Genomic DNA, 26,489 nt, shown 5'->3' with positions numbered 1-26,489 from the left:
GACCCCGGTTGGTCGATCGGGGTATACCCGTCCCGCCGGTCGGTACCTACGGTAGGAACTCCGAGGGATCTTGCGGGAGGTGCGCATGCTCGACTGGCTGACCGGTACGGCGTTCACCCTGGCGGGTACGCCGACCAGCCGGGCCGAACTACTCGGCTTCGCGACCGGCGTACTCAACGTCTGGTTGCTGACCCGGCAGAAGATGTGGAACTGGCCGGTCGGCATCGCCAACGTGCTCCTGCTGATGGTGCTCTTCTGGACCGCCGGCCTCTACGCCGACGCCGGACTCCAGATCGTCTATGTCGGCCTCGGCCTCTACGGCTGGTGGGCCTGGCTGTTCGGCGGTGCGCAGCGCAGCCGGCTGTCGGTCAGCCGGACCGGCCGTCGAGAGTGGACGGTGCTGGTCGGCGCCGGTGCGGTGCTGACCCTGCTGCTCTGGCTGCTGCTGGACCGGGCGACCGACTCGACGGTGCCGCTGCCGGACGCGGTCACCACCGCGCTCTCCCTGATGGCGACGTACGGCCAGTGCCGCAAGCGGGTGGAGAGCTGGTGGATCTGGATCACCGCCGACCTCGTGTACATCCCGCTCTACGCCTACAAGGGCCTGCACCTCACCGCCGCGCTGTACCTGGTCTTCCTCGGGCTCTGCGTGCTCGGGCTGCGCAGTTGGCGGGCCGACCTGCGCCGGCTCTCCGCAGCCGCCCGGCCGATGGCACCCGGCCCGGCCCCGGCCACCCCGTGACCGTGCCCGACACCGGTCCTCCCGCTCCCGTGGCGCCGGCCCGTATCCCTCCGGTGGCGGCAGCGGACCGTCCCGCTGCGGTGGCAGCGGATCGTCCCGTTCCAGGGGGAGCGGCCTGTCCCGCTGCGGTCGCAACGGCCGGCCGGACCCCGTCCGGGTCCGCGGCGAGCCGGCCGGAGTTCGGGCACGGGCTGGTGGTGGGGAAGTTCTATCCGCCGCACGCCGGGCACCATGCGCTGATCGCCGAGGCGGCCCGCCGGTGCGCCGCCGTCACAGTGGTGGTGGCGCCGTCCCGGCAGGAGTCGATCCCGCTGGAGTTGCGGCTGGACTGGCTGCGCGAGGTGCACGCCGCTGACCGGCACGTCCGGTTCGTCGGAAGGTACGACGACCATCCCGTCGACTATGCCGATCCGGCCGCCTGGGAGGCGCACTGCGCGGTCTTCCGGGCGGCTGTCGGACCGGCCAGGGTCGACGCCGTCTTCTCCTCGGAGGCGTACGGCGCGGAACTGGCCCGCCGGTTCGACGCGGTGGACGTACCCGTCGATCCGGCCCGGAGCGTCGTCCCGGTCTCCGGCACGGCGGTCCGGGCCGACCCGGTGGCGCACTGGGCGATGCTCAGCCCGCCGGTCCGGGCCTGGTTCGTCCGCCGGATCGTGGTGGTGGGCGCCGAGTCGACCGGTACCACCACGGTGGCCGAGGCGCTGGCCCGGCACTACCGCACCTGCTGGGTGCCGGAGTACGGCCGGGAACTCACCGAGGCGAAGCTCGCCCGGCTGCGGCGTACCAGGCCGGCTGCGACGATCTTCGACGTCGAGTGGGACCGGGCCGACTTCGAGACGGTGGTCGCAGAACAGCAGGCGGCCGAGGACGCCGCTGCCCGGCGCAGCGGGCCGCTGCTCTTCTGCGACACCGATGCCCGGGCCACCGCCGTCTGGGAGGAGCGGTATCTCGGCTCGACCTCGCCCCGGGTCCGGGCCGCCGCCCGTCGACCCGATCTCTATCTGCTGACCGACCACCGAGGGGTGCCGTTCACCGACGACGGGCTGCGGGACGGGGCGCACCTGCGCGGCTGGATGACCGGGCGGTTTCGGGCGGTGTTGGCCGAGTCCGGGGTACCCGTGATCGAACTCACCGGTCCGCTTCCGGACCGGCTGCGGACCGCGATCCTGGCCTGCGACGGGATTCTCGCGGCCGGCTGGAGCCTGGCGGACCCCCTCCGGCCCCTGAATAGCACCTAGGTTCCTAGGATGGATAGCCGTGGTGACGCCCCTCTCCCGGCCGGCAACCCCGGTGCCCCGGAGAGGGGGAGGTGCGCAACTGGCGGGGAATGGTGAACAATGGCGCTGTAGGAGGGGAGTATTCCTTCGCAACGGTGTCGTCAACACGGTCATCGGCCGGCAGACCGGTACGAAGACCCGGCACCGTAGGTTGTCGCCACGGCGTCTCCGCGTGGCGACGGCGGAAGAGACCTCCGACAGTCACCATCGTCTACACCGCCTGAGGCGCATCATTTCTGTGCTGACAGCGGTGCCGCGTGCCTGCCGGAGGAGTGCTTTGAACGTGTCCGCCTGGGTATGGGTCGTCTCGCTGGTCGTGCTGATGGCGATCCTGATACTCGATCTCGTGATCATCGGTCGGCGACCGCACGAGCCGAGCCTGAAGGAGTCCGGCCTCTGGGTCGCCTTCTACGTCGGCCTCGCGATCGTCTTCGGGGTCGGCCTGGCCCTGACCACCAACTTCACCGTGGCCGGAGAGTTCTACACCGGTTGGCTCACCGAGTACAGCCTCTCGGTGGACAACCTCTTCGTCTTCGTGATCATCATGTCCAGGTTCGGCGTGCCCCGGCAGTACCAGCAGAAGGTGCTGCTGATCGGCATCGTGCTGGCCCTGGTGATGCGTGGTGGTTTCATCGCGGCCGGTGCGGCCCTGATCAACCAGTTCTCCTGGGTCTTCTACATCTTCGGCGCCTTCCTCATCTACACGGCGATCAACTTCCTGCGTCAGGGTGAGCCGACCGAGGACGACTTCAAGGAGAACGTGCTGATCCGCTGGACCCGGCGGGCCCTGCCGGTCTCCCGAGACTTCTCCGGCACCCGGCTCACCGTCCAGGAGAACGGCCGTCGGCTCTTCACCCCGATGCTGATCGTGCTGATCGCGATCGGCACCACCGACCTGGTCTTCGCACTCGACTCCATCCCGGCGATCTTCGGGATCACCCAGGAGCCGTACCTGGTCTTCACCGCCAACGTCTTCGCGCTGATGGGGCTGCGGCAGCTCTACTTCCTGCTCGGTGGGCTGCTCGACCGGCTGGTCTACCTCAACATCGGGCTCGCCGTGGTGCTCGGCTTCATCGGCGTCAAGCTGGTGCTGGAGGCGCTGGCCGGCAACAACCTGGGCTTCATCAACGGTGGCGAGCCGATCGGCTGGGCGCCGCACATCCCGATCTGGCTCTCCCTCACCGTCATCCTGGGCACCCTGGCGATCGCGACAGTGGCGAGCCTGATCAAATCCAGCCGCGACCGCCGGTCATCCGACAAGGTCCCGGTCGCCTGACCCGACAAACGGGTCCGGTCGCCTGATGTGACCATGTGACCCGACCACGAGGCTCGCTCCCTGACCCGACCACAGACGCGGCGGGTCGGGGGGGCGAGCCGCTCCATCTCCCCCTTGCCCGGGCCAGGCAGGTCCGCGAAGGGGAGCGGGGCCGAGGCGTCGGTTCAGCCGGGGAAGGGTTCGGCGACCCGGTGCGCGCCGACCAGGGTCGCGACCCGCTCGGCGGGCATCGGTTCCTCAAGTACCCGCCGCTTGGTGTAGCAGGCGTGCAGCATCCGCCGGCCGCCGTCCGGCCCGGGCGGGGCGGTGACGATGCCGATGTGGTGCACGGGTCGGCCGGGGCGGGCGAAGAAGTAGAGGTCACCGGGGCGTTCCGCGCCGAGCGGTACCGGGACCGTCGCCGCCGCCTGGTCGTCGGCGTCCCTGGGCAGGCGTACGCCGAAGCGCCGCCAGGCCAGGTGCACCAGCCCGGAGCAGTCGATGCCGTACGCCGAGACGCCGCCCCAGAGATAGACCACGTCCCGCAGCCGGCTGGCCACGGTGAGCACCTCGATCGCACTCGGTGGCCGGCTCGGTGCCGGGGCGAGATGGGCGTCGGGCGCCCAGAGCGGCTGCCCGTGGCCGGGGACCCGTACCGGCCGCCAGCCGTCCCGGGAGGGTCCCGCGCTGGCCAGTCGGGTGCCCAGGATGACGCCGGGCAGCAGCACCGCGCCGTTCGGGGCGTCGTGCAGCCGGGTGACGGTCGCCTCGACGACCAGGTCCGGCGGTGCCGGGGTCGGATCGGCGGGCTCGACGAGCTGTTCGAGCGGCAGCCAGCCCGGGTAGCCCCGGGGGTCGAGGCGGGCCGCCGGCTGCTCCACGGCGACGACCCGGACCCAGCCGTCCGGGCGTACCTCCTCGACCAGCACCCGCTCGCCGAGCAGGAGCTGACTGAGTACGCACTCGCCGACCCGCTGCTCGGCAGTCATCCCGGAGATCCAGCCGGGGATGTCGATCCGGCGGGACAGGGCCGGTGCGTCCACCGGGCGGACCGCCTCCGGACGCGCCCACAGGGTCGCGACGGCGACCCGGACAACGGCTTCGTGCCCCGAGCGCAGCACCATGTGAGCACCACCCGTCCTCGCCCGCTCCCCGCCCGAACCCTATGAAAGTTAGCGCCACGTTGCAACAAGCGATTGAATGTTGCCTTCATGGCCGGGTGTCGGGCGCGGAGCGCGCACGGCTGGCGGGTGGACCGGTCGCCGAGTTGTTCCGTCCGGTCAGGGCGTCTGTGGCGGCGTACGGTGCAGGCCGGCGACGCCGAGGCCGGGAGCGTCGGGCAGCAGCACGGCGGCATTCTCGTACCGGATGCCGCCCTGCACCGGCGACCAGGCGAGCCACCAGGCGGCGTCCAGATCGGAGACGGCGCTGGTGCCGTACGCGGCCACCAGGCTGGCCGCCGCACCGATCCCGATCTGACTCTCCATCATCGAGCCGACAAGCGTGCCGAGGCCGTGTTCGGCGGCGAGCTCCAGCAGGCCACGGGCCGGCCCCAGCCCGCCGCACTTGGCCAGCTTCACGTTCACCATGTCCGCGGCCCGCCGCTGGATCACCTCGACCAGGTCGCGCAGCCCGTAGACCGACTCGTCGGCCAGGATCGGCACGTCCACCCGCTCGGCGACCCAGGCCAACCCGGCGACGTCCCGGGCATGCACCGGCTGTTCCACCAGCTCCACGTCGAGGCCGGCGTCCTCGACACTGCGGATCACCCGGACCGCCTCCCGAGGCGTCCACCCCTGGTTCGCGTCGAGCCGGATCCGGGTCTGCGGTCCGGCGGCGGCCCGCACCGCCCGGACCCGGGCCAGGTCACCCGACGCGTCGGTGCCGACCTTCACCTTGAGTACGTCGAAACCGTCGGCGACCCGTTGCTTCGCCGCACCGGCCAACTCGACCGCGTCCCCGGCCGACAGGGTCACGTCGGTGGCGACCCGTCGGGACGTACCGCCGAGCAGCCGCACCAGCGGTACGCCGAGTCGCCGCGCCGCCAGATCGTGCAGCGCGACATCCACCGCCGCCTTCGCCGCCTCGTTGCCGACCACCGCCTGCCGTACCTCCGCGCAGAGCGCCGCCAGGTCGTCCGGGTTGCGCCGGGTGAGCAGTGGGGCGAACACCTCCTCGACACAGGCCCGTGCTCCGCCGATCGACGCCCCGGTCACCCGCCACACCTGGGGAGCCTCGCCGAACCCGGACCGCCCGTCGGTGTCGACCACCTCCACCACCAGGGTCTCTACTGTGGAGGTACGACGCAGTGCGGTCACGAACGGGGTGTGCAGCGGAGCGGAGAGCCGGTGAGTGCGTACCGAGGCGATCGACATGCAGGCACCATATCGACAGCAGGATCAGCCGACCGTACCCAGGCGGTGTCGGGCGGTCCAGACCAGAGCCGAGACCCGGGTGACGAGTTGGCGGGCCCGCGCCTCCGTGTCGTCACCGACCGTTCCGGCGGCACCGTACGGCGGTGCGCTGGTGCAGACCACCACGGCGTACGGGGGAGCGTCGTCCGGGAAGACGACGCCGGCACCGTGCCGGACCCCGCGTACCCAGCCGTCCTTGTGTGCGATCCGGGTGCCCGGCGGCAGCCCGGCGGCCAGATCCTCGCCGCGCTCCTGGGCCAGCAGCACGTCCAGCATGGCGGCGCAGGCGCCGGGGGAGGCCAGCCGGGACCGGGCGATTCCGCCGAGCAGCCCGGCCAGATCGGCGGCGGTGACCAGGTTGTCGAGCCCGGCGTCCCGGGCCGCGAAGTCCTCGATGCCCCGCCGGGTGTGGCTGTGCCGGGCACCGCTGTCGGCCCACACCCGCGCGACGGCGGGCAGCCCGACGTGCCGGATCACCAGGTTGGTGGCGAGGTTGCTGGACCGCACGACCATCCGTTCGGCGAGCCAGCGCAGCGGGGCGCTGCCGCCGACCCGGGCCCAGACCGCGTCGTCGTTGTCGTAGTCCGGTGCACAGGAGAACCGCCCAGCGCCCGGCGACGCCGAGTCGAACTCGTTGACCACCGGCACCGGCGCGTCCAGTTCCACCTCGCCGGCCTCGGCGGCCCGGTGCAGGGCCGCCAGCACCGCCACCTTCATGGTGCTGGCCGCGTAGTGCGGGGTGTCCGGCAGCCGGGTGTACGCGGGCCGACGGCCGAGCCGACCCGCGTAGACCGAGACCGTGCCGGGTACCGCCGCCAGCTCGCTGTCGAGTGCGTCCCAGGACATCTGCGTGACGTACGGCCGGAGTCAGTTGGCGTGCTTGCGCCGGGCGGCGGCCCGGGCCCGGGAGGGTGCGTCCAGTACCACCTTGCGCAGCCGGATCGCCACCGGAGTCACCTCGACGCACTCGTCCTCGCGGCAGAACTCCAACGCCTGCTCCAGGGAGAGCTTGCGCGGCGGGATCAGCTTCTCCGTCTCCTCACTTGTCGAGGAGCGCATGTTCGTGAGCTTCTTCTCCTTGGTGATGTTGACGTCCATGTCGTCGGAGCGGGAGTTCTCGCCGACCAGCATCCCCTCGTAGACCTCGGTGGACGGCTCGACGAAGAGGGTGCCGCGCTCCTGGAGGTTGAGCATCGCGAACGCGGTCGCCACCCCGGCCCGGTCGGCGACCAGAGACCCGGTGTTACGGGTACGCAGCTCGCCGAACCACGGCTCGTACGACTCGAAGACGTGGTGCAGGATGCCGGTGCCCCGGGTGTCGGTGAGGAACTCGGTGCGGAAGCCGATCAGCCCCCGGGCCGGGACCAGCCACTCCATCCGGATCCAGCCGGTGCCATGGTTGACCAGTTGCTCCATCCGGCCCTTCCGGGTGGCCAGCAACTGGGTGATGGCACCGAGGTGTTCCTCCGGGGCGTCGATGGTGAGCCGCTCCACCGGCTCGCAGGTCCTGCCGTCGATCTCCCGGGTCACCACCTGCGGCTTGCCGACGGTCAGCTCGTACGACTCGCGGCGCATCTGCTCGACCAGGATGGCCAGCGCCAACTCGCCGCGGCCCTGCACCTCCCAGGCGTCCGGCCGGTCGGTGGGGAGCACCCGGAGCGAGACGTTGCCGATCAGCTCCCGGTCCAGCCGGTCCTTGACCATCCGGGCGGTGACCTTGGCGCCCTTGACCCGGCCGACCAGCGGCGAGGTGTTGGTGCCGATGGTCATCGAGATGGCCGGCTCGTCGACGGTGATCAGCGGCAGCGGCCGGGGGTCCTCCAGGTCGGCCAGGGTCTCGCCGATCATGATCTCCGGGATGCCGGCGACCGCGATGATGTCGCCCGGCCCGGCCGAGGTGGCGGGCTTGCGCTCCAGCCCCTCGGTCATCAGCAGTTCGGAGACCCGGACCCGCTCGACCGTGCCGTCGGTGCGGCACCAGGCCACGGTCTCGCCCTTGGTGATGGTGCCCTGGCGGACCCGGCACAGCGCCAGCCGGCCGAGGAACGGCGAGGCGTCCAGGTTGGTCACGTGCGCCTGCAACGGCGCGGCCTCGTCGTAGGCCGGCGGCGGGATGGTCTCCAGCAGGCTGCGGAACAGCGGCTCCAGCGAGCTGCTGTCGGTCGGCACGGTGCCGTCGGCCGGCTGGGTCAGCGAGGCGATGCCGTCCCGGGCGCAGGCGTAGATGATCGGGAAGTCGATCTGCTCGGCGTCCGCGTCCAGGTCCAGGAAGAGTTCGTACGTGTCGTCGACCACCTCCTTGATCCGGGCGTCCGGCCGGTCCACCTTGTTGATCACGAGGATGATCGGCATCCGGGCCTGGAGCGCCTTGCGGAGTACGAACCGGGTCTGCGGCAGCGGCCCCTCGCTGGCGTCGACCAGCAGCAGTACGCCGTCGACCATGGTCAGCCCGCGTTCCACCTCGCCGCCGAAGTCGGCGTGCCCCGGGGTGTCGATGATGTTGATGGTGACCGGGTCCGAACCGTCCGCCGGCAGGTAGCGCACGGCGGTGTTCTTGGCCAGGATGGTGATGCCCTTCTCCCGCTCCAGGTCCATGGAGTCCATCACCCGGTCGGCCGGCTCTGCCCGGGCGGAGAACGCGCCGGACTGCCGCAGCATGGCGTCGACCAGCGTGGTCTTGCCGTGGTCGACGTGGGCGATGATTGCGACGTTACGAAGGTCCCCGCGGGTCTGCATGCTCTCCATCCTCCCGCCTGCGCGTTCCGGGTCGGCGTCCGGGTTCCCCCTGAGGTAACCCCGCTCTCGGCGGGAATCGCTGTGCCATCACACCACGCGGCTGGCATGCTGGCCGGGGTGTTCGGGGGGTCGCCGTGCAGGATGTGTTGACCGTGGTGCGGGAGTTGCCGCCGGTGCTGGTCTATCTGGCCGCCGCACTGCTGGTGGCCACCGAGACGGCGGTGATCATCGGCCTGGTGATGCCGGCCGAGGCGACCCTGCTGACGGTCGGCTTCCTCGCCTACACCGGGATGCTCCGGCTCGGACCCACGCTGGTGGTGATGATTGTCGCAGCGGTGCTCGGCGACGCGTTGGCCTTCCGCAGCGGTCGGCGGCACGGTCCCCGGCTGCGGGCCGGCCGGTGGGGGAGCCGGGTCGGCGAGCGGCGCTGGGCGAAGGCCGACGCGATGCTGGACCGGCTGGGCGGGCGTGGGGTGTTCGCGGCCCGCTGGGTGGCCTTCGCCCGGACCCTGGTGCCCCGGCTGGCCGGCAGCGCCGGGATGCCGTACCGGCGGTTCGCGCCGTGGAACCTGGCCGGGGTGGTGAGCTGGGTCGGCGGCTCGGTGCTGGCCGGTTACCTGGCCGGGGAGTCGTACGAGACGGTCTCCCACTATCTCGGCAGGGCGACCGGCGCCGTACTGCTGCTGATCGTCTTCATCGTGGCGATCGTGCTGGTCGGCCGCTGGCTCGGCCGCAATCCCGATCCGGTCCGGTCGCTGCTGTCCCGAGCCGTCGCCCGGCCGCCGCTGCGCTGGCTCGCCCGGCGGTACGGGGTGCTCTTCTTCCTGCTGTCGATGCACATCGGGCCGGCCTGGACGCTGCTGGCGAACCTGGTCGCCGGGCTGGCGCTGCTCTTCGTGACCGGGCTCACCCTGGCCTGGCTGCTCGACCTGGTGGTCACGCACAGCGGGTTGTCGGTGGTCGACAGCGCGATAGCGGAGTGGTTCGCGTCCCGGCGTACCGACGGGGTGGCCGAGTTGGCCCACGCGGCGATCGGTGCGCTGCGCGGGCCGGTGCTGATCCTGGTGGTGGCGCTGGTCGCCGCGGTGGTCGGCTGGCGTACCCGGCCGTGGCGGGCCGACCTGCTCAGCGTGCTCGGTACGGCCGGCGCCTTCGTACCGCTGCTGGTGCTGATCCTGGTGATCGACGTCACCGGGCCGACCAGCGGCGCGTCCGTCCGGCTGCTGCCGGCCCAGAACGCGGTGGTGGCGGCGAGCCTCTGCACGCTTGCCTGGTTGCTGGCCCGGCAGAGCCGCTGGCCGACGGCGGTGGCGGCCTGGACGGTGGCCGCGGTCGGGGTGGTGACAGTCGGCGCGGCCCGGCTCTACGTCGGCTGGAGTTCGGCGAGCGAGACGGTCACCTCGATGCTGCTCGGGGTGCTCTGGACGGCGGTCTTCATGGTCGCCTGGGCGACCCGGGACCGGGCGGTACGCGCCGGCCGGGCCGGTGCCAAGCCGTCGACCGGGAACGTGCCCCAGCCGTCGAGCGGCAACATGCCCCAGCCAGCGAGCGGGAACGTGCCTCAGCCGGCGGCGGGCGAGAGCCTGTCGGCCGGCGATCCGGGCCGGCCGGCGGCGGAGCGGGGCGGTACGCCGGCCGGCGGGACCGCCCAGGCCACCCGGGCGGTCGACGCCCCCTGAACCGTCGGCGTGGCTGTTATGGTGCGCCGGGAGATACGGGGGACTGGCATGACGCGGTGGCTACGTAGGACCGGGCTGGTGTCGGGGGCGCTGGTGCTGGCGCTTGGCGCCGTGGTCGGCTGCGCCAACGGCGAGCAGGCCGGCGACGGCGACACGACAGCGGTCGCGGCGGAGATCGAACCGACCGCCGCAGTGGAGTCGACCGACGAGCCGACGACCGGCCCGGAGCCGCCGGCCGTGGTGGGGCTCGGCGCCCGGCCCACCCCGTCGGCGACCCCGCGCCGCACCCCGAGCAAGAAGCCGGGGCCGCGCAAGGTCCCGAAGCCCTCCACCGAGACCAGGCTGCCCCCGCCGCCGCCGAAGCCCGAGACCGGCTGCACCAAGCCGCGCTACGAGGGCACCCAGGCCAGCCGGGCGCAGGTCAAGCAGGCGCTCACCGAGGCGGCCGGCCGGATCTACTGGCCGAGTTCGGCACCGAGCATCCGGGTGCCCGTCGACCTCGTCAAGGCGACCGCATGGCAGGAGAGCGGCTGGCAGTCGAACATCATCGCCTGCGACGGCGGGGTGGGGCTGATGCAGGTCATGCCGGACACCGCCGCCTTCGTCAACCAGCGCTTCGACCAGTCGTACGATATCGACGCCTACCGGGACAACGCGACGCTCGGCGCAAACTACCTGGCCTGGCTGATCAAGTACATCGGCGACGCCTTCTTCGAGGGCGAATACGGGGTGTCCGCCGACGACTGCGCCACCGCGCTCAACTCCTGTCTGCTCAACGCGGTGATCTCGGCGTACAACTTCGGTCCCGGGGCGGTGGTGACCGACGACGGGTTGAAGATCCCCAATCCGCAGTACGTCCGCAACGTCCGAGCGCTGATGACGGAGTGTGAGTGCCTGGCCTTCTGACCTCGGTGGCCGGCTGACCGTCCGATCCCGACCTCGGATGGGTTGACCACTGCTTTTGGCCAGATTGGCAACTTGGACGACTGGACTCCGGTCGATGTCGCGGATACGGTCAGTAGTGAACATCTGCCTCCGAGTCAGGAGGAACGGCCGATGCGACTGCTCTGGCTCGCCGACGTGCTCCGCTCCGCCGGTCTCACCGTGCACGAGGTCGGCGGCTGGCGGAGTCGAGGGTCCGCGTCCTTCGATCCACACGGGATCATGTGTCACGAAACCCGTGGCTCGCTACGCTCCACCGACGCCGGTGAGATACACGTCCTGCTGCACGGCTCGGCAACGGCGCCACCGCCGATCGCCCAGCTCTACCTCTCCCGCACCGGGCACTGGCACGTGATCGCCTCCGGCCGGTGCAACCACGTCCGGGTCGGCTGGGCCGGGCCGTTCAAGGGGGTCGGCAACTCGGGCCTGGTCGGCATCGAGGCCCAGCACGCCCTCGGCGAGCCGTGGACCGAGCGGCAGTACGAGTCCTACGTGCGGGGCGTCCGAGCGCTGCGCGACCGTACCGGTTGGGGGATCGCCGGCCACAAGGAGCACCAGCCGGCCGGCTATGGACACTCGAGCGTCAAGACGGACCCGAGCTTCAACATGGACCAGTTCCGGCGCGACGTCGCGGCGGCATCGTCCGGAGGGGAGAACATCATGCCCGCACTGTCCGACAAGGAGCAGGAGCAGCTGCTCAAATACGCCAAGGACGTCAACTACATCCTCTGGCAGGGTGCGCAGAAGCCGGACGGCAGCGGTCGTACCGACATCCGGCAGCACTTCTACAACATCGAGGCGATGTTGACCGAGGTGAAGGCGAACCAGATGACCATGCTCGGCAAGGACTGGGTCAACGAGCAGGAGATCGTCGACGGCGTACTCAACGGGCTGGGCTCGAAGGACCTCGACGACGCGGCGACCGCGCTGCGCGCGGCGTTCGGTGATCGGATCGGGGAACTGGCCGCCAAGCTCGTCGCACCCTGAGCACCTCTCCCGCCGCCTCACCTGCGCGTTGGCGTCGGGCCGGTCGCGACAACGCCGGGCGCCGGGGGTGCCGGAGGGCGGCCCGAGGCCCGGTCAGCCGGCCGTGCGGCGCAGCCAGGCGTCCTCGGCGAGATAGTCGAAGTAGTCGGTCCGGTAGTTCTGCGCGAGGTCGGGGAAGACCGTCCGCCAGTCCCGGCCGCGCGCCGCGTCCACCAGCCACCGTACGGTCGCCGGCAGCGAATCGAGATAGCTGGTGACCGGCCGGTACCCGAGCTGGCGTTCCGCCACGCTCATGTCCAGCACCACCGGGTACGGCGTCGACCACGGTGTCTCGCCGACCGGGGGTGCCGGCGAGGGGCCGTGGATCAGCACGTCCTCCGCGCGATGGTCCAGCACCGCGTGCACGGCGGCGCCGATCTCGCGTACGGTCGGCGGCTCCGGATCGCCGGCGTTGAGCACCCGCGCTCCGGGCTCGGCGGCACAGAGTCGGATCAGCTCGGCCAGGTTGGCCGTGGAGACCGGGTGGAACCGGCTCTCCCCGGCGTACGCCAGCACCCGTACCGGCCGGTTGTCCAGGGCGCGCTTGACGAAGTGCCACTCGCGCGGGTGCACGGTGTGCGGCCCGTGGATCGCGCCGGCCCGCAGCAGGGTGGTCGGCAGGACCGCTCCGGCGGCGAGTAGTTCGCGCTCCAGGGCCGCCTTGCCGGCCGCGTAGCTCTCTTCGCCCGCCGTCGCGTCCGGATCCAGGGGTGCCACGGTCGGCTGCGTCTCGGCGATCGGCACCGGGAACCTGACTCCCTCGGCGCCGAACCCCCGTCCGGCGTCGTCCAGATAGACGCCGGCGGTGGAGACGACGACGGCCGAGCCGATCCGGTCGGCGAGCCGGAGGAGTTGGCGGGCGTGCCGGGCGTCGTACGCGACGGTGTCGACCAGGACGTCACAGCCGTCACCGACCGCGGCGGCCAGCCCGGCGTCGTCCTCGCGGTCGAGCGGGACGAGTTCGACGTTCCAGTCCGGGGGCCAGGGGGCGCCGGCCCGCAGCCCCCGGGCGGCGGCCCGGACGTGCCAACCGTCGGCGACCAGGGCGCGGACCGCGGCCCGGCCGACCTGGCCGGTGGCGCCGACGACCAGGGCGAGCTTGTCCATGTCAGCACGCTAGGCCCGCGACATCGAGGTTGGCGAGGGCTTCAGCTCTCAGCCGAACCGGCCGGTCCGTAGATGCACCGCTCGGCCGAGCGGGCGAGAACATCGGCGCGACTATCTGCAACCACAGTTGTGCAATACCTCTTGCGCAACTGCTCTTGTCTGTGTGAGGGTGAACCAATGAACAGAGAGGTACGCCAGGTCACCGACTCCCGGGTGCTGGCCGCGATGTCCCACCCGCTGCGCCGCCGCCTGATGGACGTGCTCAAGGTCTACGGCCCGGCCACCGTCAGCGCGCTCGCCGACCGCACCGGCCAGGCGGTGGCGAACGTCAGCCACCACCTGAGGGTGCTCGCCGCCGCCGACCTGGTCGTGGAGGCCCCGGAACTGGCCCGGGACCGCCGGGAGCGGTGGTGGCGGCTGGTCTCGGCCGGGCTGCGCTGGTCCACCGCCGACTTCGCCGACGACCCGTCCCGGGAGGCGGTGCAGCATGCAGCCGCCTCGCTCAACCTCGACCGCCAGGTCGGGCTGGTCCGGGACTGGCACGCCGCCGGCCCCGAGGAGCGGGCCGCGTGGGGTGAGGCGCCGTTCTCCACCGACCGCTGGCTGCGGTTCACCCCGGCCGAGCTGGCCGAGTTCGAGGCCGAGCTGCTCGCCCTGCTCGCCAGGTGGGGCGACCGGGAGTTGCCCGACGACGGACAACGCCGCGAACCGGTCTTCTTCTTCGGCTACGGCATCCCGGCCCAGCCCTGAACCGGCCGGGAGACGAGCGAGACGAGGAGAAGCGATGAGCCTGCTGCGGCAACGGGACTTCCGGCTGCTCTGGATCGGCCAGGCCGGCAGCACCTTCGGCGCCAGCGTCACAAGCGTGGCGCTGCCCCTGGTGGCGGTCGCCACCCTCGACGCCAGCACCTTCCAGGTGGCGCTGCTGACCGCCGCCGCCTGGCTGCCCTGGCTGCTGGTCGGGCTGCCGGCCGGCGCCCTGGTGGACCGGATGCGCTGCCGGCCGGTGATGGTGACCTGCGACCTGATCGCCGCACTGATCTTCGCCACCGTCCCGGTCGCCGGTTGGTTGGGGATACTCACCATCGGGCACCTGCTGGCCGTCGCGCTGGCCGGCGGCACGGTGAGCGTCTTCTTCAAGACCGCCTACCAGGTCTACCTGCCCACCCTGCTGGACCGGGCCGACCTGGCCGAGGGGAACGCGAAGCTCCAGGGCACCGAGGCGGTGGCCCAGGTGGCCGGTCCGGGTGCCGCCGGTCTGCTGGCCAGTCTGGTCGGCGCGGCCACCGCGCTGCTGGCGGACGTGGTCGGCTTCCTCGGCTCGGCCGCCTGCCTGCTGTCGATCCGCCGCACGGAGCCACGCCGGGCCGCGGACCCGGCGGCCGGCCTCGGCCAACAGATCGCCGAGGGGGTACGGTTCACCGCCCGAGATCCCTACCTGCGGGTGATCACCGTCTGGGGTGCGGTCAGCAACCTCGGCCTGATCGGCTACCAGGCGCTCCTGGTCGTTTTCCTGGTCCGCGAGGTCGGGCTCGGCCCGGGTACCGTCGGCGGCCTGGTCGCCGTGATGAGCCTTGGTGGAGTTCTCGGCGCCGCGATCGCCACCGCGCTGTCCCGGCGCCTCGGCAGTGCCCGCGCACTACTGTTCTGCGCCCTCGGTGCCGAACCGTTCGGCCTGCTGATCCCGATGACCGCGCCCGGTGCCCGGCTCGGCCTGGCGGTACTCGCCGGAGTGGTGATCGGTGCCGGAGTGGTCGCCGGCAACGTGATCAAGGCAGGCTTCCGCCAGGCGTACGTGCCACACCGGCTGCTCGGCCGGGTCAGCGTGACCATGCAGGTGGTCAACCTCGGCACCATGCCGCTCGGTGCCGTGCTCGGCGGCACCCTCGGTACGGCGCTCGGGCTCCGCCCGGCGATGTGGGTGATCACCGCCGGGCTGGCGCTGAGCGGGCTGATCCTGCTGGTCGGCCCACTGAGGAAGCGTCGCGACCTGCCCGAACTGCCCGCGTCGCCGCCGTCGGCGCGTGGCGGGCTGCTCAGCGCGGCTGGACGTTAGCCGCCTGCGGGCCCTTGTCGCCCTGGGTGACGTCGAACTCGACCTTCTGTCCCTCGTTGAGCTCTCGGTAGCCGGACGTAGCGATCGCGGAGTAGTGGACGAACACGTCCGGCCCTCCGCCGTCCTGCTCGATGAAACCGAAGCCCTTTTCCGAGTTGAACCACTTCACGGTTCCGCTTGCCATGGGTGTCTCCTTAGCGGCGCGCCCGGTGCGTGGCGTGCCCTGTACGCAACCGACAGTAGCCTCCCCCGGTCGTCGATGCGGGCGGAAGTCGGGAGTCGTACAAACCTGGGGCCTACGCAGGTAGCCCTGCGGCCTACGCCGGACGGCGGACCCACCCCTAGCCGGAGTCAGGGTCGCCGGCTTCGGTTACCAGGGCTCGACCCGGATGTCCAGGTGACGTTCGGTCCGTAACGTTCCTGCCGTGGCGGACTGGCTGGTTCAGGTGGGGGAACTGCCGTCGGGAGTCTTTCTGGCGGTGCTCGGCGGTGTCATGCTGCTGGACGCGATTCCGCTGCTCGGCGTACTCGTGCCGGGTGACGCGGCGGTGCTTGCCGCAGTGGGGGTCGGTAGGCCGGCCAGCCTGGGGGCGTTCCTGGCGGTGATCGGCGGCTGCCTCGGCGGCTGGTCGCTCACCTTCTTCGCCGGCCGGCGGTTCGGCAGCCGGCTGCGGCGCAGCCGTACCGGGGCGTGGATCGGGGAGGCGCGCTGGTCGGCCGCCGAGCGGATCCTCGGCAGCGGCGGGGGCCGGATGGTGATGGTGGCGCCCTTCCTGCCGGTACTCAACGCGTTGCTGCCACTCGCGGCCGGGGGGCTGCGGATGTCGTACCGGAGGTTTCTGGGTTTCGCGGCGGTCGGCGCGGTGCTCTGGGCCGGGCTCTACATGCTGCTCGGCATCCTGGCCCGGTCGGTCGGCGGGCTGCTGCCCGGCGAGTCGTTCGCGCTGCTGGGCACGGTGAGCTTCGGAATGCTCTTCGACGGCCTCGTCCTGCTGGGCGTACGCCGCCGGATAGCCGCCACGGTCCAGGGCTGACCCGCTGGTGCGGTGTACGGGGGGCTGGGTGGTGCCGGCCGGCTGGGGGCGGCCGGACCGGTGCCACCGGGGGTGCGGAGGGCGGCCACGCGGGTGCCGGGACAGGTCGGGGCAACGACCGGTCGGGGACGTGGTCGCGCGACCGCCACGGACGGCGGCCGGTCAGGGGTGACCGGCCGCCGGTCCGGGCGATTCCGCTGGTCAGGGGATGATCGGCCGCCGGTCCGGGCGACCCCGGCGGGCGGGGTGGCCGCCGGTCCGGGCGATCGCGGCGGGCGGGGTGGTGCGACGCCGGACTGGCATACTGGGCTGCCATGATGTTGACGCGGCGCTGGGCCGGCTTCCTGATCCTGGTCGGCCTCTGGACCTGGGCGATCTGGCCCCGGTTCGCCGTCGCGATCTGGAACGACGCCCGGGCCTGGTCGACCGGGGAGATCGGACAGGGCAGCCCGACCGGCTTCCTCTGGGTGCACGCGCTGCTGATCGGGGCGTCCCTGGCGGTCGGCACCACGGTCGGCATACTCGGCGTACGCGGCTGGTGGGCGCTGCGGTCCGCGCGCCGCCGGCCGGCCTCCGTCCTGAGCCGCCTGCCCTGATCCGTCTGTCCGTCCTGAGCCGCCCTTCCTGAGCCGTTTCCGGTGTCGGGCGTGGTCGGGTGCCGGCCGGCGTTCCCCCGTCATCACCACCGCCGGCCGGCGAGTCATGGGCCCCGGTGTCGAACCGGGCACACCGCCATCATGAGTGGCGGCCGAGCAGCCAACGCCCGCGCCCATGGCATCCACAGTGGATGGCAAACGAGACCTCGTCGGGAGTCGAACCCGCAGCACCCGCTTTGCAGACGGGGCGCCCCACCGGGGACGAAACGAGGTCCGGCTGTGCCCGCCGACCAGCGGGCACGACGTGCGGGTGGAGGGATTCGAACCCCCTCAGCGCGAAGCACCTGTTCTACAGACAGGCCCGACTCTCCAGCGTCGGCGCACCCGCGTGGGTGACTGGCGGGACTCGAACCCAGCGACCTCCGGATCCACAGTCCGGCGCTCTTCCAGCTGAGCTACAGCCACCATCGCGGCCTTCCGGCCGGTACCCGGACCTGGCATCGAACCAGGGACCTCCTCGGTGTGGACGAGCGCTGCCACCACTGAGCTATCCGGGCGTCGCTCCCGGGCGGGGAGACAGGTAGCGCCGACGGGATTCGAACCCGCGAAATCCAGGGTGAAAGCCTGGCGACTCTTGCCACTCGTCCACGGCGCCATGTGAGTGTTCCGAGCTGGACTCGAACCAGCGACTCTCGCGATGCCGACGCGATGCTCTCCCGACTGAGCTACCGGAACGGGGGCGGGACCGGGAGTCGAACTTGGGGCCTGCGGCTTATGAGACCGCCGCGCTACCACTGCGCCATCCCGCAGGTACGCCGCCAGGGACTTGAACCCTGATCCCACGCATTAAAAGTGCATTGCTCTGACCAGTTGAGCTAGCAGCGCAGGCTGTGCTTGACCAGCCAAAGTTAGGGACCGTTTGGCGCTCCAACGAAATTGGTGCACCCCTTGGTCGGCGAGTGATTTGAGGCTCCCATGGACTATTGAATCTGGTAGATTGTACCCATGTTATCCGACGCGGATCTCGCTTGGACTGCCGGCATTTTGGACGGCGACGGAACCATTACATTGAGTGTTAACGGTAGCACTGGTTCAGGCTTCAGGAAAACAGTAATCTGCGTTGACAACACCGACCGGGAGATACTTGAGGAGTTGCGACGCCTTCACGGGGGTGGTCTCGTCGCCAAGCAAAGGTACCGTGAGCACCATAGACAAGCCTGGTCATGGCGACTATATGGGGCTGACAATATCGTCGAACTTCTGCGTCAGATCCTTCCCTACATGCGGTGTCAAGTCAAGGTAGAGCGCGCGCGCATGTTGGTTGAGGAGTACAAGGCGATAACACGGAGAAATGGTCGCTACACCTCGCAGGCGCGCGCAGCTAAGATCGATTTTGAAATTCGTTTCATGGCGATAGGCCCCGGGCGCGGAAAGCAATGTCGTCCGGTTGTGGCTTGAATGAGGCCTTATCTACTGTGGCCTCAAGACCGGTCGCCCGCCACCGGGCGGCGCCTTCCTTTGGCGGACCCCCGGGGTATGCCCGACCCCGGGGGCCCTGAAGTTCCACCCGTTCGCACGCCAGCGGCGTTTAAGCTCCACGATCAGTCTGCAGTCGACGTGCTTTGCCATTAAGCGACCGCCGCAGGGAAAGCGGCAGACTGGACTCGAACCAGCATCTCGTCGAGATCGTCGTGGTCGGTAGATCTGGCGATGGGTGGGGGTGCTGAGTCTGGAGCGATAGTCTCAGCCTGCTCGGTGCCGGTCTGCCTCTGCCAGTTGGGCTACCTCGGCCCGGAGATGCCGAGGGGAGGACTCGAACCTCCACTGGAACCGTCACCGTTGATGAGTCTGACAGGTCAGCCTCAGTCTCGGCGCTTCTTGCGCCACCCCCCGCTCCACGGGGGTGCCTGGGAGGCTACCCGAACAGGTAGCCGAACACCTCGTCGCCGACCGTACGGTCCTCGACCGTGGTGCTGTTGGCCTCCTCGCGGGCCACCTTCACCGCCTCCAGCAGCTTGTCGACCCGGCCGCGCAGCACCTTGACCCGCTCCGCCGGCAGGGCGCCGGAGAGCTTCACCGTGGTCCAGGTGCCCACCGGTACGTCCTCGGTGTAGACCTCGACCTGCGCCGGGTGCTTCTCGGTCGCCTCGGCCTTGACGTGGTTGCGGTGCACCTTGCGCATCTTCTGGGTCTGGCTCGGCGTACTCGCGTAGCAGCCTCGGTCGGGGTCGAACTCCCACCGCTCGGCCGCGTCCAGGGTGGCCAGCCCGTCCACGAAGGTACGCAGGTCGACGAGCTGCTTCTCCAGGAAGAGCAGGTAGGTGACGGGTGCCTGGCGGATCAGCGTCCGCCCGTCGACCACCACGTCGGCCTTGGCGGTGGCGTTGCCGGTGTCCTGGAGGAACTGGAGGTCGAAGAGCCGGCCCATCGTGCCGGCGACCTCGTCGAGGACCTCCTGGACGGTGTACTGCACCCGGGTCGACTCCGGCGGCAACTGCTCGCGGATGTCGTCGGCGAACGGCTGGTAGGTGCGGGAGATGCCGGAGAGCGGCGGTGCTTTCTGGGTACGCCGGTGCGCGTCGGTGAGCTCCCGCTTGGCCTGCGGCTTGAAGCCCTGCACCAGAGCGTTGACCTTGTGCAGTTCGGTGGGGTTCGGCACCATGATCCTTTCGGTCTCGTCGGGCAGACGATAGTCGTCGTCGCCACGTACGGCGACCCTGCGGAGTCGGGACGGCCGGATTCGCACCGACGACGTTCTCAGGTCCCCAGTGCGGCGCGCTACCAAGCTGCGCCACGTCCCGATGTCGTACCCCTGGAACGGTTCGAACGTCCGACCTCCCGGTTCGTAGCCGGGCGCTCTGTCCACTGAGCTACAGGGGCATGAAGCGGAAGGAGAGGGATTCGAACTCTCGCCGGTGCTGAGCCGGTCCGCCATAGCAGGGCGGTGCCATTGACCTCTCGGCCATCCTTCCGCGACCGCGCCGACGGCGCGTGACGTACCCGGAGCAGGAGTCGAACCTGCAACACACCGGTTCTGAGCCGGCGGCCTCTTCCGTTGGGCTACCCGGGCCTTTCATGCAGCGACGTTTCGTGGAGTGACGCGGGATCGAACCGCGCACGCGCAGCTTGCAAGGCAACACTGTGCACCAGCACTCACCCCGAAGTGCCCTCGGCGCGACTCGAACGCGCACGATGACCAGGCTCTCGACCTGGCGCCTCTACCAATTGGGCCACGAGGGCATCGCGCTCCCGGACAAGGATTCGAACCTCGATCGCCTGATCCAGAATCAGGAGTCCTGCCGTTGGACGATCCGGGAATGGGCGGCCGGCGGGGGAGAATCCGCCGGCCGCCGTCAGCGCCGGGGCAGCGCGGCCCAACCGGGGACCGTCGCCGCCGACCGCAGTGGCATGCCCGCCTCGGCGGGGGTGCGGTCTGCCTTGCGCTGATTGCAGCCGTCGCAGCAGGCGACGGTGTTGGTCCAGGTGTTCCGGCCACCCCGGGAGCGGGGCAGGATGTGGTCGACGGTGCTCGCGGTACCGCCGCAGTAGCCGCACCGGCGACCGTCCCGGGCGAGTACCCCCGCTCGGGACCAGGCCGGCCCCGAGCTGAACCGCCATCTGGTGACGACGTACCGGACGAGCCGGACCACCGTCGGCACCGGGTAGACCCCGATCAGCCGGTCCGGTACGGCCTCGTGCACCTCCGCGACGCGCCGGACCAGCATCCGTACGGCGTGCCGGAGACTGACCCGGTGGAGCGGGCCGAAGTCGGCGTTGATGACCAGGACGTCCACCGGATACCTCCTTTTCTCGTCGATGTCCCCCGGGACAGGCGTCAATTGTGTCGAGCGGCTACCGGGATTCGAACCCGGGACCTCCACCATGGCAAGGTGGCGCGCTGCCGAACTGCGCTACAGCCGCGTGCGAAGATGCTCCGGGTGCGATTCGAACGCACACTGTGCGCGGTTTGAGCGCGCTGCCTCCTGCCGTTGGGCTACCGGAGCGGGCGGTCGGGGTCATGAGCATTCCCCGACGGATGGTGTCGTGCGTAGACCGTGCCGGAATCGAACCGGCCTTCTCCAGATTGAGAGTCTGGCGAGATAACCACTACTCCAACGGTCCGGGTGGGGCGCGCTCGCCCCGAGGTGCACGCAAACTCGTCCGGGACCCGAGAGTCGAACTCGGTGTCTCCTGTACCCAAAACAGGCGGGTCAGCCGTCTCCCTCGCCCCGGATCCGCCCGGCCGGCGCGCCTGGTACGGCGCCGGCCGGGCATTTATCTTTGCCATCCACTGTGGAGTTTTCAACGTGGTACCGGTCCCGCCGGCCGAGGTCGGGGGAGAAGCAGGGGTGACAGGACTCGAACCTGCAACCTTCGGATTTGGAGGCCGCTGCGCTGCCAGTTGCGCCACACCCCTGGGTGGGAAGGCCCGGGTGAACCGGAAAAGAAAAGCCGCCCTGTCCCGGATTTGGGAGGGCGGCGGTGAACGCGAGTGGAGTCGCGTTATGTCCGCCAGCCGCCCAGCTTGGCACATTCGCCGGCACTCAGATGAACGGGTCGACCGAGCATGGCGCGACCCGTCGAGGCGTACGGCGAGTGCCGCCACGCTCGTGAGGAGGTCTGCCACAACATCGGATGCTCCCTGTCGGTTCGGTGTCGGTTTGTTGATCGCTGTGGTAACCAAGGTAGGTGCCGCTGGCGAGCGGAGCAACATCTTTTCGGACTCTTTTTCGCACCCTCGATTCGACCGGCGGAAATCGCTGCTCAACGGCGTTGCCGGCACCGGTGCGAAGGGGTGCCGGCAACGGTACCTAGTGGACTCAGTGCGCCTGCGCGACCAGCCGGTCGACCGCGGCGGCGACCGCCTCGGGTGCCTGTGCCTGCGGGAAGTGGCCCACTCCGGGAAGCATCACGACCTCGGCACCGAGCCGGTCGCCGATCCAGTGCGCCTCGGCGGACGGGTCCTTCCAGTCCACGTCGGCGGCGCCCATCAGCACGACCGTGGGAGCGGCCACCTCGGCCAGCCGCCGCCGGGCCGGCTCGTGCGAGGTGCGGGTGGTCCGCACGAAGGCCCGCCAGTGTCCGGGGCGGCGCAGGTTGTCCCGCACCCGGGCGCGGTGCTGCTCGTACCCCTCGGGCTTGGTGCCGGGCAACCACTTCGGGTAGTAGCCGAGGAAGGCCGCCGGGCCCCACGGCCGGACGAGCATGATCCGGAAGAGCAGGTTCAGCACGGCGGCACCGGCGGGCTGCCGGACGAACGGCCCGAGCAGGGCGAGTCCGCGCACCTTCGCCGGGGCGTCGGCGGCGGCGATCACGGCGGCTCCGGCGCCCATCGAGTTGCCGACCAGATAGCCGGACCCGCCGAGTTCGTCGACGAGTGCGAGCAGGTCGCTGGCGAGGGCGACGTCGTCGTACCGGGAGAAGGTGGCATCGCTGTCACCGTGTCCCCGGATGTCCAGCACCGCCACCCGGTAGCCCGCCTCGACCAGCCTCGGCGCGAGCAGCCGGTACGACTGGCGCAGCTCCCCCATCCCCGGCGAGCAGATCACCAGCGGGCCGTCGCCGTCCCAGAGGTCGTACGCGAGGCGCCCCTCCGGGCGACGAAGGTAGTGGGTGTGTGTCATAGCCTGAAAGCTACACCCATTAGCCAACCCTGCCAAGGGGCGGGTCGTACCGGCGACGGCGGGGGTTGCGGTTTCGGCCCTGTCCGGCGACCGCCGGTGGCACCATGAGAGAGCGGTTGGCCGTTGGTGAGTCGATGGACGGCCCGACAGCCGCACGGGAGGGAAGCCATGGCGGATGCCCCGGCCAGCACAGGTACGAGCGGCGACGGCGCCACCACCCCAGAGCTGGTGCAGCGGGCCGCCGAGCAGGTGTCAGGACTGCTCCGCGAGGAACTCGCACTGGCCCGAGTGGAGATGGCGGAGAAGGGCAAGCGGGCGGGCCTCGGCGCCGGACTCTTCGGCGGCGGCGGCGCGCTGGCGCTCTACGCCGGTCTCGCCTTCGTCGCCGCCGCCGTGCTGGGGTTGAGTTACGTCATTCCGGCGGCACTTGCCGCACTCGTCGTCGGCGTCCTCCTGGCGGGCCTGGCGGGCGTGCTGGCCTGGTCCGGCCGTCAACAGGTCCGCCGTGCGACGCCGGCGATGCCGAGGTCGACTGTCGGAAGCCTGCGCGCCGATGCCGAAACGGTGCGCAAGGCAGCCAGGGATCGGGGACGGTCATGACGACGGGGGACGGCGCCGGGGACGTGGACCGGACTCGCGCGGAGATCGACAGGCGGCGCGCCGAACTCGGCGAAACGGTCGAGGCGTTGGCGGCCAGGGCGGACGTACCGGCCCGGGGCCGCGAGAAGGCCGAACAGGCCAGGAACCGGCTTCAGGAGCGGTCGACACAGGCCATCGGGGCGGTACGCGAGAAGGCCGCCCAGTTGCCGGCGGCGGTCGGCCACAAAATGGGACAGACACAGCGGAGGGTGGGTCGGATGGCTGCGGATGCTGGTGCGCAGGGTGCACGCGGTGCCGAGGTGATGGGCGCCTCGGCCAACCGGGCGGGTGGGACCGTCCGGCACAACCCGGTGCCGTTCGCCCTGGGCGCCGCAGTGGTGATCGCCGTCGTGGCGACCGGGTGGCAGCGGTTCGCGGCCGCCCGGGCCAGGCGCCGGAGTGGCTGGAACGCCGACCGGCTGCGGCGGATGGCCCAGCCGATGACGCGAGTGGCCCAGCCGGTGGCGCGGCTGGCCCAGCCGATGGCTCCGTGGTGGTCGGCGGCGGCCAGGTCCGCCAAGCGCGTCTCCGGGTCCCGGCTCGTCCGTCGCTGACCGGCCACTCCGGGGGTACGCGACGGCCCGGCGCCCGGTTACCAGCCTCGGGCCCGCCACTCCGGGATCGACGGGCGCTCCGCGCCGAGGGTCGAGTCCTTGCCGTGGCCCGGATAGAACCAGGTGTCGTCCGGCAGCACGTCGAAGACCTTGGCCTCCAGGTCGTCCATGATCTGCGTGAACTCGTTGGGATTGGTCGTCCTCCCCGGGCCGCCCGGGAACAGCGAGTCGCCGGTGAACAGGTGCGTTCCGTCGACGTCGTCCCGATAGAGCAGCGCGATGGAGCCCGGGGTGTGCCCGACGATGTGGATCACCTCGAGTTCCCGGTCGCCGACCCTTATCCGGTCGCCGTCGCCGAGCTGCTCGGAGGGGATCGGCAGCCCGTCCGCGTCGGCGGCGTGCACAAGCGACCGGGCGCCGGTACTGGCCACCACCTCCTCCAGCGCCACCCAGTGGTCCATGTGCTGGTGCGTGGTGACCACGCTGGCCAGCCCGGCGTCACCGACCAGTTCCAGCAGCCGGGGGGCCTCGTTGGCCGCGTCGATCAACACCTGCTCGCCTGTCGAGTTGCAGCGCAGCAGGTACGCGTTGTTGTCCATCGGGCCGACCGACAGCTTGCTGACGGTGAGCCCGGCCAGTTCGCGTACGTCGGGCGGGCCGTCGGGGACGACGTCTCCGGTGTAGCTCATCTGACGGGTGCCTCCGAGTCGGGTGGGTGGATCAGATCCAGGGCGGGGGTGCAGGCAGCGGCCCGGCGGGCGTGACGACGAGGCCGGTACCGTCGCTCCGCCCCGTCAGCCAGCCGGCGAGTACGTGTGCCGGGCCGGCGACGGTACGCGGTTCCGGGCCGCTCTCCGGCGCCGGGGTGCCCGCCGCCCGGCCCTTGCCGGTGGCGACGGGGAGCGGCTTTCCGGTCTCCGCCGGCAGCAGCACCAGGGCGGGCGGATCGTCCCGCTCAGCCAGGTCGTGCACCACCTCGTGCAGCAGCCGCTGGCCGAACGCCTCCGGCCAGTCCGCGGTCCGGTAGCCGGCGGCGAGGTCGACGTGGTGCACCTCCACCTCACGCAGCCGCCCCCAGGCCAGGGTGGCGGCCGGGCGGAGCCCGTGGGCGGAGCGGACCTGTGCGACCCAGCCCTCCGCCGGCAGCGCCCGCGCCGCCTCGACGAACCGCTGCACGCTGGCCCGCAGGTCGGCGAGCTGCACGGCGACCGGCCGGGCCGCGCCGGCCACGATGTCCGCGTTCCGGGCGGCCGGGTTCGGGTACGCCGGGATCTCCTCCCCGGTACGCGCCGAGGTCAGCAGGTTGACGTAGGCGTCGGCGTTCCGGGCCAGATGGGTCAGGACATGCCCGCGGCTCCAGCCGGGGAGCAGGGACGGCTCGGCGATCGCCGCGTCGTCGAGCCCTTCGACGGTCCGCAACAGCCGGTCGGTCGCCCGGTCCACCTCGGGCAGCAGCGCGAGCGGGTCGAGTGTCACGACTCACGACGATAGCGGTCGACGGCCGGCGGGGCGCGACGCCGGGCCCGGGAGCGGCGGCGAGCCGGGGCCGGGAGCGGCTGCGGCGGAATTGGCTTTCCGTGTGGTCGGCCCAGCACCTACCGTTGCGGGGGACGCACCCGTAAGGCGTGAGGAGGTGGGATGCATGCCGGTCGCAGTGCGCGGCGCCACCGTTTCCACTTCTGGATTCGACTGCTGAATCTCACTCCTGACGACAAGGGTTGACATGACCTTCGATCTCGCGTCCCTCGGCTGGGACGCGTCCTCGGCCGCTCCGTACCCGGAACGCGGCGACGAACTACGGCCCGGCCGGGTGGTCCGGGCCGACCGGGGGATCTGCACGGTGCTCGGTACCGGCGGACCGGTCCGGGCCAGCCTCGGCGGCGGGGTACTCATCGCCGCCGCCCGGGACGCGGTGAACCTGCCCTGTGCCGGTGACTGGGTACTGGTCCGGAACTGGCCGGACCAGCGACTGACAGTGGAGGCGGTGCTGCCCCGGCGTACCGCGATCGTGCGGCGTACCGCCGACAAGGACTCGTCCGGGCAGGTGTTGGCGGCGAACGCCGACGCGGTGGCGGTGATCGAGCCGCTGCACCCGTCCCCGGACGTGGCCCGGATCGAGCGGCTGCTCGCCCTGGCCTGGGAGTCCGGCGCCACCCCGCTGCTGGTACTCACCAAGTGTGATCTGGTGGCCGATCCGGCGGCGGTTGCCGAGCAGCTCGGCCAGGTGGCGCCGGGGGTGGAGGTGCTGCCGGTGAGTGCCCAGCGCGGGACCGGGCTGGCCCGGCTGCGTCCGTGGATCGTTCCCGGCCGGACCCTGGCGCTGCTCGGGCCGTCCGGTGCCGGCAAGTCGACGCTGGTGAACGCGCTGGCCGGCGCGACGGTGATGACCACCCAGGGGGTACGCGGGGTGGACGGCAAGGGCCGGCACACCACCACGCACCGGCAACTGATCCCTATTCCGGGCGGGGGAGCGGTGCTGGACACCCCTGGCGTGCGGGCGGTCGGCCTGCTCGACGCGGCGACCGGACTGGACCAGGCCTTCGCCGACGTGGCCGCACTCGTGGCGGCCTGCCGGTTCGCCGACTGTGGGCACCGGGGCGAGCCGGGCTGTGCCGTCCAGGTCGCGTTGGAGGCGGGTGAGCTGAGCCCTCGGCGCTGGGCGAGCTGGCAGAAGCTCCAGCGCGAGGTGGCGTACGAGACACGCCGTCGGGACGCGCGGTTGGCGGCCGAGGAGCGGTACAAATGGAAGCGGATTCGCAAGGAGCAGCGGAGCCGGGGCGGCCCGGGGCGTTGACCGCCGGGCGTCGG

At 71.2% G+C, this 26,489-nt stretch carries 24 protein-coding genes, 17 tRNA genes and 1 pseudogene; 14 read left to right on the top strand and 28 right to left on the bottom strand.

The features are described 5' to 3' along the window. Window positions 1-85: 85 nt before the first annotated feature. The 3 genes from pnuC (at window position 86) to CLT71_RS11150 (ending at window position 3,295) form a co-directional block, all read left to right on the top strand. The gene (gene pnuC / locus CLT71_RS11160; RefSeq protein WP_101371343.1) at window positions 86-742 is read left to right on the top strand and encodes a nicotinamide riboside transporter PnuC; all 657 of its coding nucleotides are present in this window, start codon (window positions 86-88) and stop codon (window positions 740-742) included. Window positions 743-936: 194 nt separating this feature from the next. Further along, entirely contained in the window at window positions 937-1,980 is a 1,044-nt protein-coding gene (locus CLT71_RS11155; protein ID WP_486483194.1) for an AAA family ATPase, read from the top strand. A 316-nt stretch (window positions 1,981-2,296) separates the two neighbouring features. Further along, window positions 2,297-3,295 carry a TerC family protein gene (locus CLT71_RS11150; RefSeq protein ID WP_101367041.1) on the top strand — a complete coding sequence of 333 codons (999 nt, stop codon included), beginning with the start codon at window positions 2,297-2,299 and terminating at the stop codon, window positions 3,293-3,295. A 164-nt stretch (window positions 3,296-3,459) separates the two neighbouring features. Here the strand turns inward: CLT71_RS11150 and CLT71_RS11145 are convergent, their stop codons facing one another. From CLT71_RS11145 to typA, 4 genes are all read right to left on the bottom strand, one after another. Then, window positions 3,460-4,398, bottom strand: a complete 939-nt coding sequence (locus CLT71_RS11145; RefSeq protein ID WP_101367040.1) for an NlpC/P60 family protein — start codon at window positions 4,396-4,398, stop codon at window positions 3,460-3,462. 156 nt (window positions 4,399-4,554) lie between these two features. Beyond that, a complete protein-coding gene (locus tag CLT71_RS11140; protein WP_101367039.1) occupies window positions 4,555-5,649 on the bottom strand; it encodes a dipeptide epimerase in 1,095 nt (364 codons plus the stop codon). Window positions 5,650-5,673: 24 nt separating this feature from the next. Continuing rightward, complete coding sequence (locus CLT71_RS11135) at window positions 5,674-6,534, bottom strand: serine hydrolase (protein ID WP_101367038.1); 861 nt, start codon at window positions 6,532-6,534, stop codon at window positions 5,674-5,676. 21 nt (window positions 6,535-6,555) lie between these two features. Continuing rightward, window positions 6,556-8,424: a translational GTPase TypA gene (gene typA / locus CLT71_RS11130; RefSeq protein WP_101371341.1), complete on the bottom strand. Its 1,869-nt coding sequence runs from the start codon at window positions 8,422-8,424 to the stop codon at window positions 6,556-6,558. Window positions 8,425-8,558: 134 nt separating this feature from the next. On the opposite strand from typA, the pseudogene CLT71_RS11125 reads away from it, so the two are divergent. The 3 genes and pseudogenes from CLT71_RS11125 to CLT71_RS11115 all read left to right on the top strand — a co-directional run. Further along, window positions 8,559-9,980, top strand: a pseudogene (locus CLT71_RS11125) (DedA family protein); the annotation flags it as partial. Between the two features lie 171 nt (window positions 9,981-10,151). Then, on the top strand, window positions 10,152-11,009 hold the full coding sequence (locus tag CLT71_RS11120) for a transglycosylase SLT domain-containing protein (RefSeq protein WP_101367036.1): 858 nt from the start codon (window positions 10,152-10,154) through the stop codon (window positions 11,007-11,009). A gap of 150 nt (window positions 11,010-11,159) precedes the next feature. After that, the gene (locus tag CLT71_RS11115) at window positions 11,160-12,032 is read left to right on the top strand and encodes a peptidoglycan recognition protein family protein (protein ID WP_101367035.1); all 873 of its coding nucleotides are present in this window, start codon (window positions 11,160-11,162) and stop codon (window positions 12,030-12,032) included. Window positions 12,033-12,125: 93 nt separating this feature from the next. Here CLT71_RS11115 and CLT71_RS11110 read toward each other — a convergent pair whose 3' ends face one another. After that, on the bottom strand, window positions 12,126-13,178 hold the full coding sequence (locus CLT71_RS11110) for an NAD(P)H-binding protein (protein ID WP_199187573.1): 1,053 nt from the start codon (window positions 13,176-13,178) through the stop codon (window positions 12,126-12,128). 177 nt (window positions 13,179-13,355) lie between these two features. Between CLT71_RS11110 and CLT71_RS11105 the strand changes: the two genes are divergently transcribed. Together CLT71_RS11105 and CLT71_RS11100 are read left to right on the top strand one after the other, a co-directional pair. Further along, a complete protein-coding gene (locus CLT71_RS11105; protein ID WP_101367034.1) occupies window positions 13,356-13,928 on the top strand; it encodes a helix-turn-helix domain-containing protein in 573 nt (190 codons plus the stop codon). Window positions 13,929-13,962: 34 nt separating this feature from the next. Then, window positions 13,963-15,234: an MFS transporter gene (locus CLT71_RS11100; RefSeq protein WP_101367033.1), complete on the top strand. Its 1,272-nt coding sequence runs from the start codon at window positions 13,963-13,965 to the stop codon at window positions 15,232-15,234. Here CLT71_RS11100 and CLT71_RS11095 read toward each other — a convergent pair. Beyond that, a complete protein-coding gene (locus CLT71_RS11095; protein ID WP_101367032.1) occupies window positions 15,215-15,418 on the bottom strand; it encodes a cold-shock protein in 204 nt (67 codons plus the stop codon). The genes CLT71_RS11100 and CLT71_RS11095 overlap by 20 nt on opposite strands. Before the next feature lie 241 nt (window positions 15,419-15,659). On the opposite strand from CLT71_RS11095, the gene CLT71_RS11090 reads away from it, so the two are divergent. Further along, window positions 15,660-16,268, top strand: a complete 609-nt coding sequence (locus tag CLT71_RS11090; protein ID WP_199187572.1) for a VTT domain-containing protein — start codon at window positions 15,660-15,662, stop codon at window positions 16,266-16,268. A gap of 314 nt (window positions 16,269-16,582) precedes the next feature. Further along, window positions 16,583-16,864 carry an SCO4848 family membrane protein gene (locus CLT71_RS11085; RefSeq protein WP_101367031.1) on the top strand — a complete coding sequence of 94 codons (282 nt, stop codon included), beginning with the start codon at window positions 16,583-16,585 and terminating at the stop codon, window positions 16,862-16,864. A 201-nt stretch (window positions 16,865-17,065) separates the two neighbouring features. On the opposite strand, the gene CLT71_RS36945 is transcribed toward CLT71_RS11085, so the two are convergent. From CLT71_RS36945 to CLT71_RS11050, 8 genes are all read right to left on the bottom strand, one after another. Then, window positions 17,066-17,138 (bottom strand) — tRNA-Cys (locus CLT71_RS36945). A 31-nt stretch (window positions 17,139-17,169) separates the two neighbouring features. Further along, a tRNA-Tyr gene (locus CLT71_RS11080) sits at window positions 17,170-17,252 on the bottom strand. Between the two features lie 3 nt (window positions 17,253-17,255). Continuing rightward, a tRNA-His gene (locus CLT71_RS11075) sits at window positions 17,256-17,329 on the bottom strand. 20 nt (window positions 17,330-17,349) lie between these two features. Then, window positions 17,350-17,421: transfer RNA gene (locus tag CLT71_RS11070), tRNA-Val, on the bottom strand. A 24-nt stretch (window positions 17,422-17,445) separates the two neighbouring features. Beyond that, window positions 17,446-17,519: transfer RNA gene (locus CLT71_RS11065), tRNA-Glu, on the bottom strand. Window positions 17,520-17,526: 7 nt separating this feature from the next. Continuing rightward, window positions 17,527-17,599: transfer RNA gene (locus CLT71_RS11060), tRNA-Ala, on the bottom strand. A gap of 2 nt (window positions 17,600-17,601) precedes the next feature. Further along, window positions 17,602-17,673, bottom strand: a tRNA-Met gene (locus CLT71_RS11055). Window positions 17,674-17,675: 2 nt separating this feature from the next. Then, window positions 17,676-17,749 (bottom strand) — tRNA-Lys (locus CLT71_RS11050). A gap of 120 nt (window positions 17,750-17,869) precedes the next feature. On the opposite strand from CLT71_RS11050, the gene CLT71_RS36440 reads away from it, so the two are divergent. Further along, a complete protein-coding gene (locus CLT71_RS36440; RefSeq protein ID WP_143743436.1) occupies window positions 17,870-18,322 on the top strand; it encodes an LAGLIDADG family homing endonuclease in 453 nt (150 codons plus the stop codon). Between the two features lie 457 nt (window positions 18,323-18,779). Here the strand turns inward: CLT71_RS36440 and CLT71_RS11045 are convergent, their stop codons facing one another. The 12 genes from CLT71_RS11045 to CLT71_RS10990 all read right to left on the bottom strand — a co-directional run bounded on the left by CLT71_RS11045 (window position 18,780) and on the right by CLT71_RS10990 (window position 22,488). Continuing rightward, the gene (locus CLT71_RS11045) at window positions 18,780-19,610 is read right to left on the bottom strand and encodes a DUF7873 family protein (protein WP_486483193.1); all 831 of its coding nucleotides are present in this window, start codon (window positions 19,608-19,610) and stop codon (window positions 18,780-18,782) included. A gap of 61 nt (window positions 19,611-19,671) precedes the next feature. Next, window positions 19,672-19,744 (bottom strand) — tRNA-Arg (locus CLT71_RS11040). A gap of 6 nt (window positions 19,745-19,750) precedes the next feature. Continuing rightward, window positions 19,751-19,836: transfer RNA gene (locus CLT71_RS11035), tRNA-Ser, on the bottom strand. A gap of 25 nt (window positions 19,837-19,861) precedes the next feature. Further along, window positions 19,862-19,934: transfer RNA gene (locus CLT71_RS11030), tRNA-Leu, on the bottom strand. A 94-nt stretch (window positions 19,935-20,028) separates the two neighbouring features. Then, a tRNA-Leu gene (locus CLT71_RS11025) sits at window positions 20,029-20,104 on the bottom strand. 6 nt (window positions 20,105-20,110) lie between these two features. Next, window positions 20,111-20,181 (bottom strand) — tRNA-Gln (locus CLT71_RS11020). A gap of 36 nt (window positions 20,182-20,217) precedes the next feature. Next, window positions 20,218-20,658, bottom strand: a complete 441-nt coding sequence (locus CLT71_RS11015; RefSeq protein WP_101367030.1) for an HNH endonuclease — start codon at window positions 20,656-20,658, stop codon at window positions 20,218-20,220. A gap of 53 nt (window positions 20,659-20,711) precedes the next feature. Next, window positions 20,712-20,785: transfer RNA gene (locus tag CLT71_RS11010), tRNA-Gly, on the bottom strand. Between the two features lie 9 nt (window positions 20,786-20,794). Further along, window positions 20,795-20,868 (bottom strand) — tRNA-Leu (locus CLT71_RS11005). 45 nt (window positions 20,869-20,913) lie between these two features. Beyond that, window positions 20,914-20,986: transfer RNA gene (locus CLT71_RS11000), tRNA-Glu, on the bottom strand. Between the two features lie 222 nt (window positions 20,987-21,208). Further along, window positions 21,209-21,281: transfer RNA gene (locus CLT71_RS10995), tRNA-Trp, on the bottom strand. 403 nt (window positions 21,282-21,684) lie between these two features. After that, a complete protein-coding gene (locus CLT71_RS10990; protein ID WP_101367029.1) occupies window positions 21,685-22,488 on the bottom strand; it encodes an alpha/beta fold hydrolase in 804 nt (267 codons plus the stop codon). Window positions 22,489-22,656: 168 nt separating this feature from the next. Between CLT71_RS10990 and CLT71_RS10985 the strand changes: the two genes are divergently transcribed. Both CLT71_RS10985 and CLT71_RS10980 read left to right on the top strand, forming a co-directional pair. Then, window positions 22,657-23,088 (top strand): phage holin family protein, encoded by a 432-nt coding sequence (locus CLT71_RS10985; protein ID WP_101367028.1) that lies wholly within the window; start codon window positions 22,657-22,659, stop codon window positions 23,086-23,088. Then, entirely contained in the window at window positions 23,085-23,681 is a 597-nt protein-coding gene (locus CLT71_RS10980; protein ID WP_101367027.1) for a DUF3618 domain-containing protein, read from the top strand. The genes CLT71_RS10985 and CLT71_RS10980 overlap by 4 nt, the downstream gene beginning before the upstream one ends. 38 nt (window positions 23,682-23,719) lie before the next feature. Here CLT71_RS10980 and CLT71_RS10975 read toward each other — a convergent pair whose 3' ends face one another. Both CLT71_RS10975 and CLT71_RS10970 read right to left on the bottom strand, forming a co-directional pair. After that, window positions 23,720-24,370: an MBL fold metallo-hydrolase gene (locus tag CLT71_RS10975; RefSeq protein ID WP_101367026.1), complete on the bottom strand. Its 651-nt coding sequence runs from the start codon at window positions 24,368-24,370 to the stop codon at window positions 23,720-23,722. A 31-nt stretch (window positions 24,371-24,401) separates the two neighbouring features. Next, window positions 24,402-25,157: a maleylpyruvate isomerase family mycothiol-dependent enzyme gene (locus tag CLT71_RS10970; RefSeq protein ID WP_101367025.1), complete on the bottom strand. Its 756-nt coding sequence runs from the start codon at window positions 25,155-25,157 to the stop codon at window positions 24,402-24,404. A 247-nt stretch (window positions 25,158-25,404) separates the two neighbouring features. Here CLT71_RS10970 and rsgA point away from each other — a divergent pair, with 247 nt between their 5' ends. Further along, window positions 25,405-26,475, top strand: coding sequence for a ribosome small subunit-dependent GTPase A (rsgA, locus tag CLT71_RS10965; RefSeq protein ID WP_101367024.1), 1,071 nt, complete (start codon window positions 25,405-25,407; stop codon window positions 26,473-26,475). The last annotated feature ends 14 nt before the right edge of the window (window positions 26,476-26,489 follow it).

This window comes from Plantactinospora sp. CNZ320, assembly GCF_002846275.1.
The sequence above is the reverse complement of the archived record's forward strand: the minus strand, read 5'-3'. Positions and strand labels throughout refer to the sequence as shown.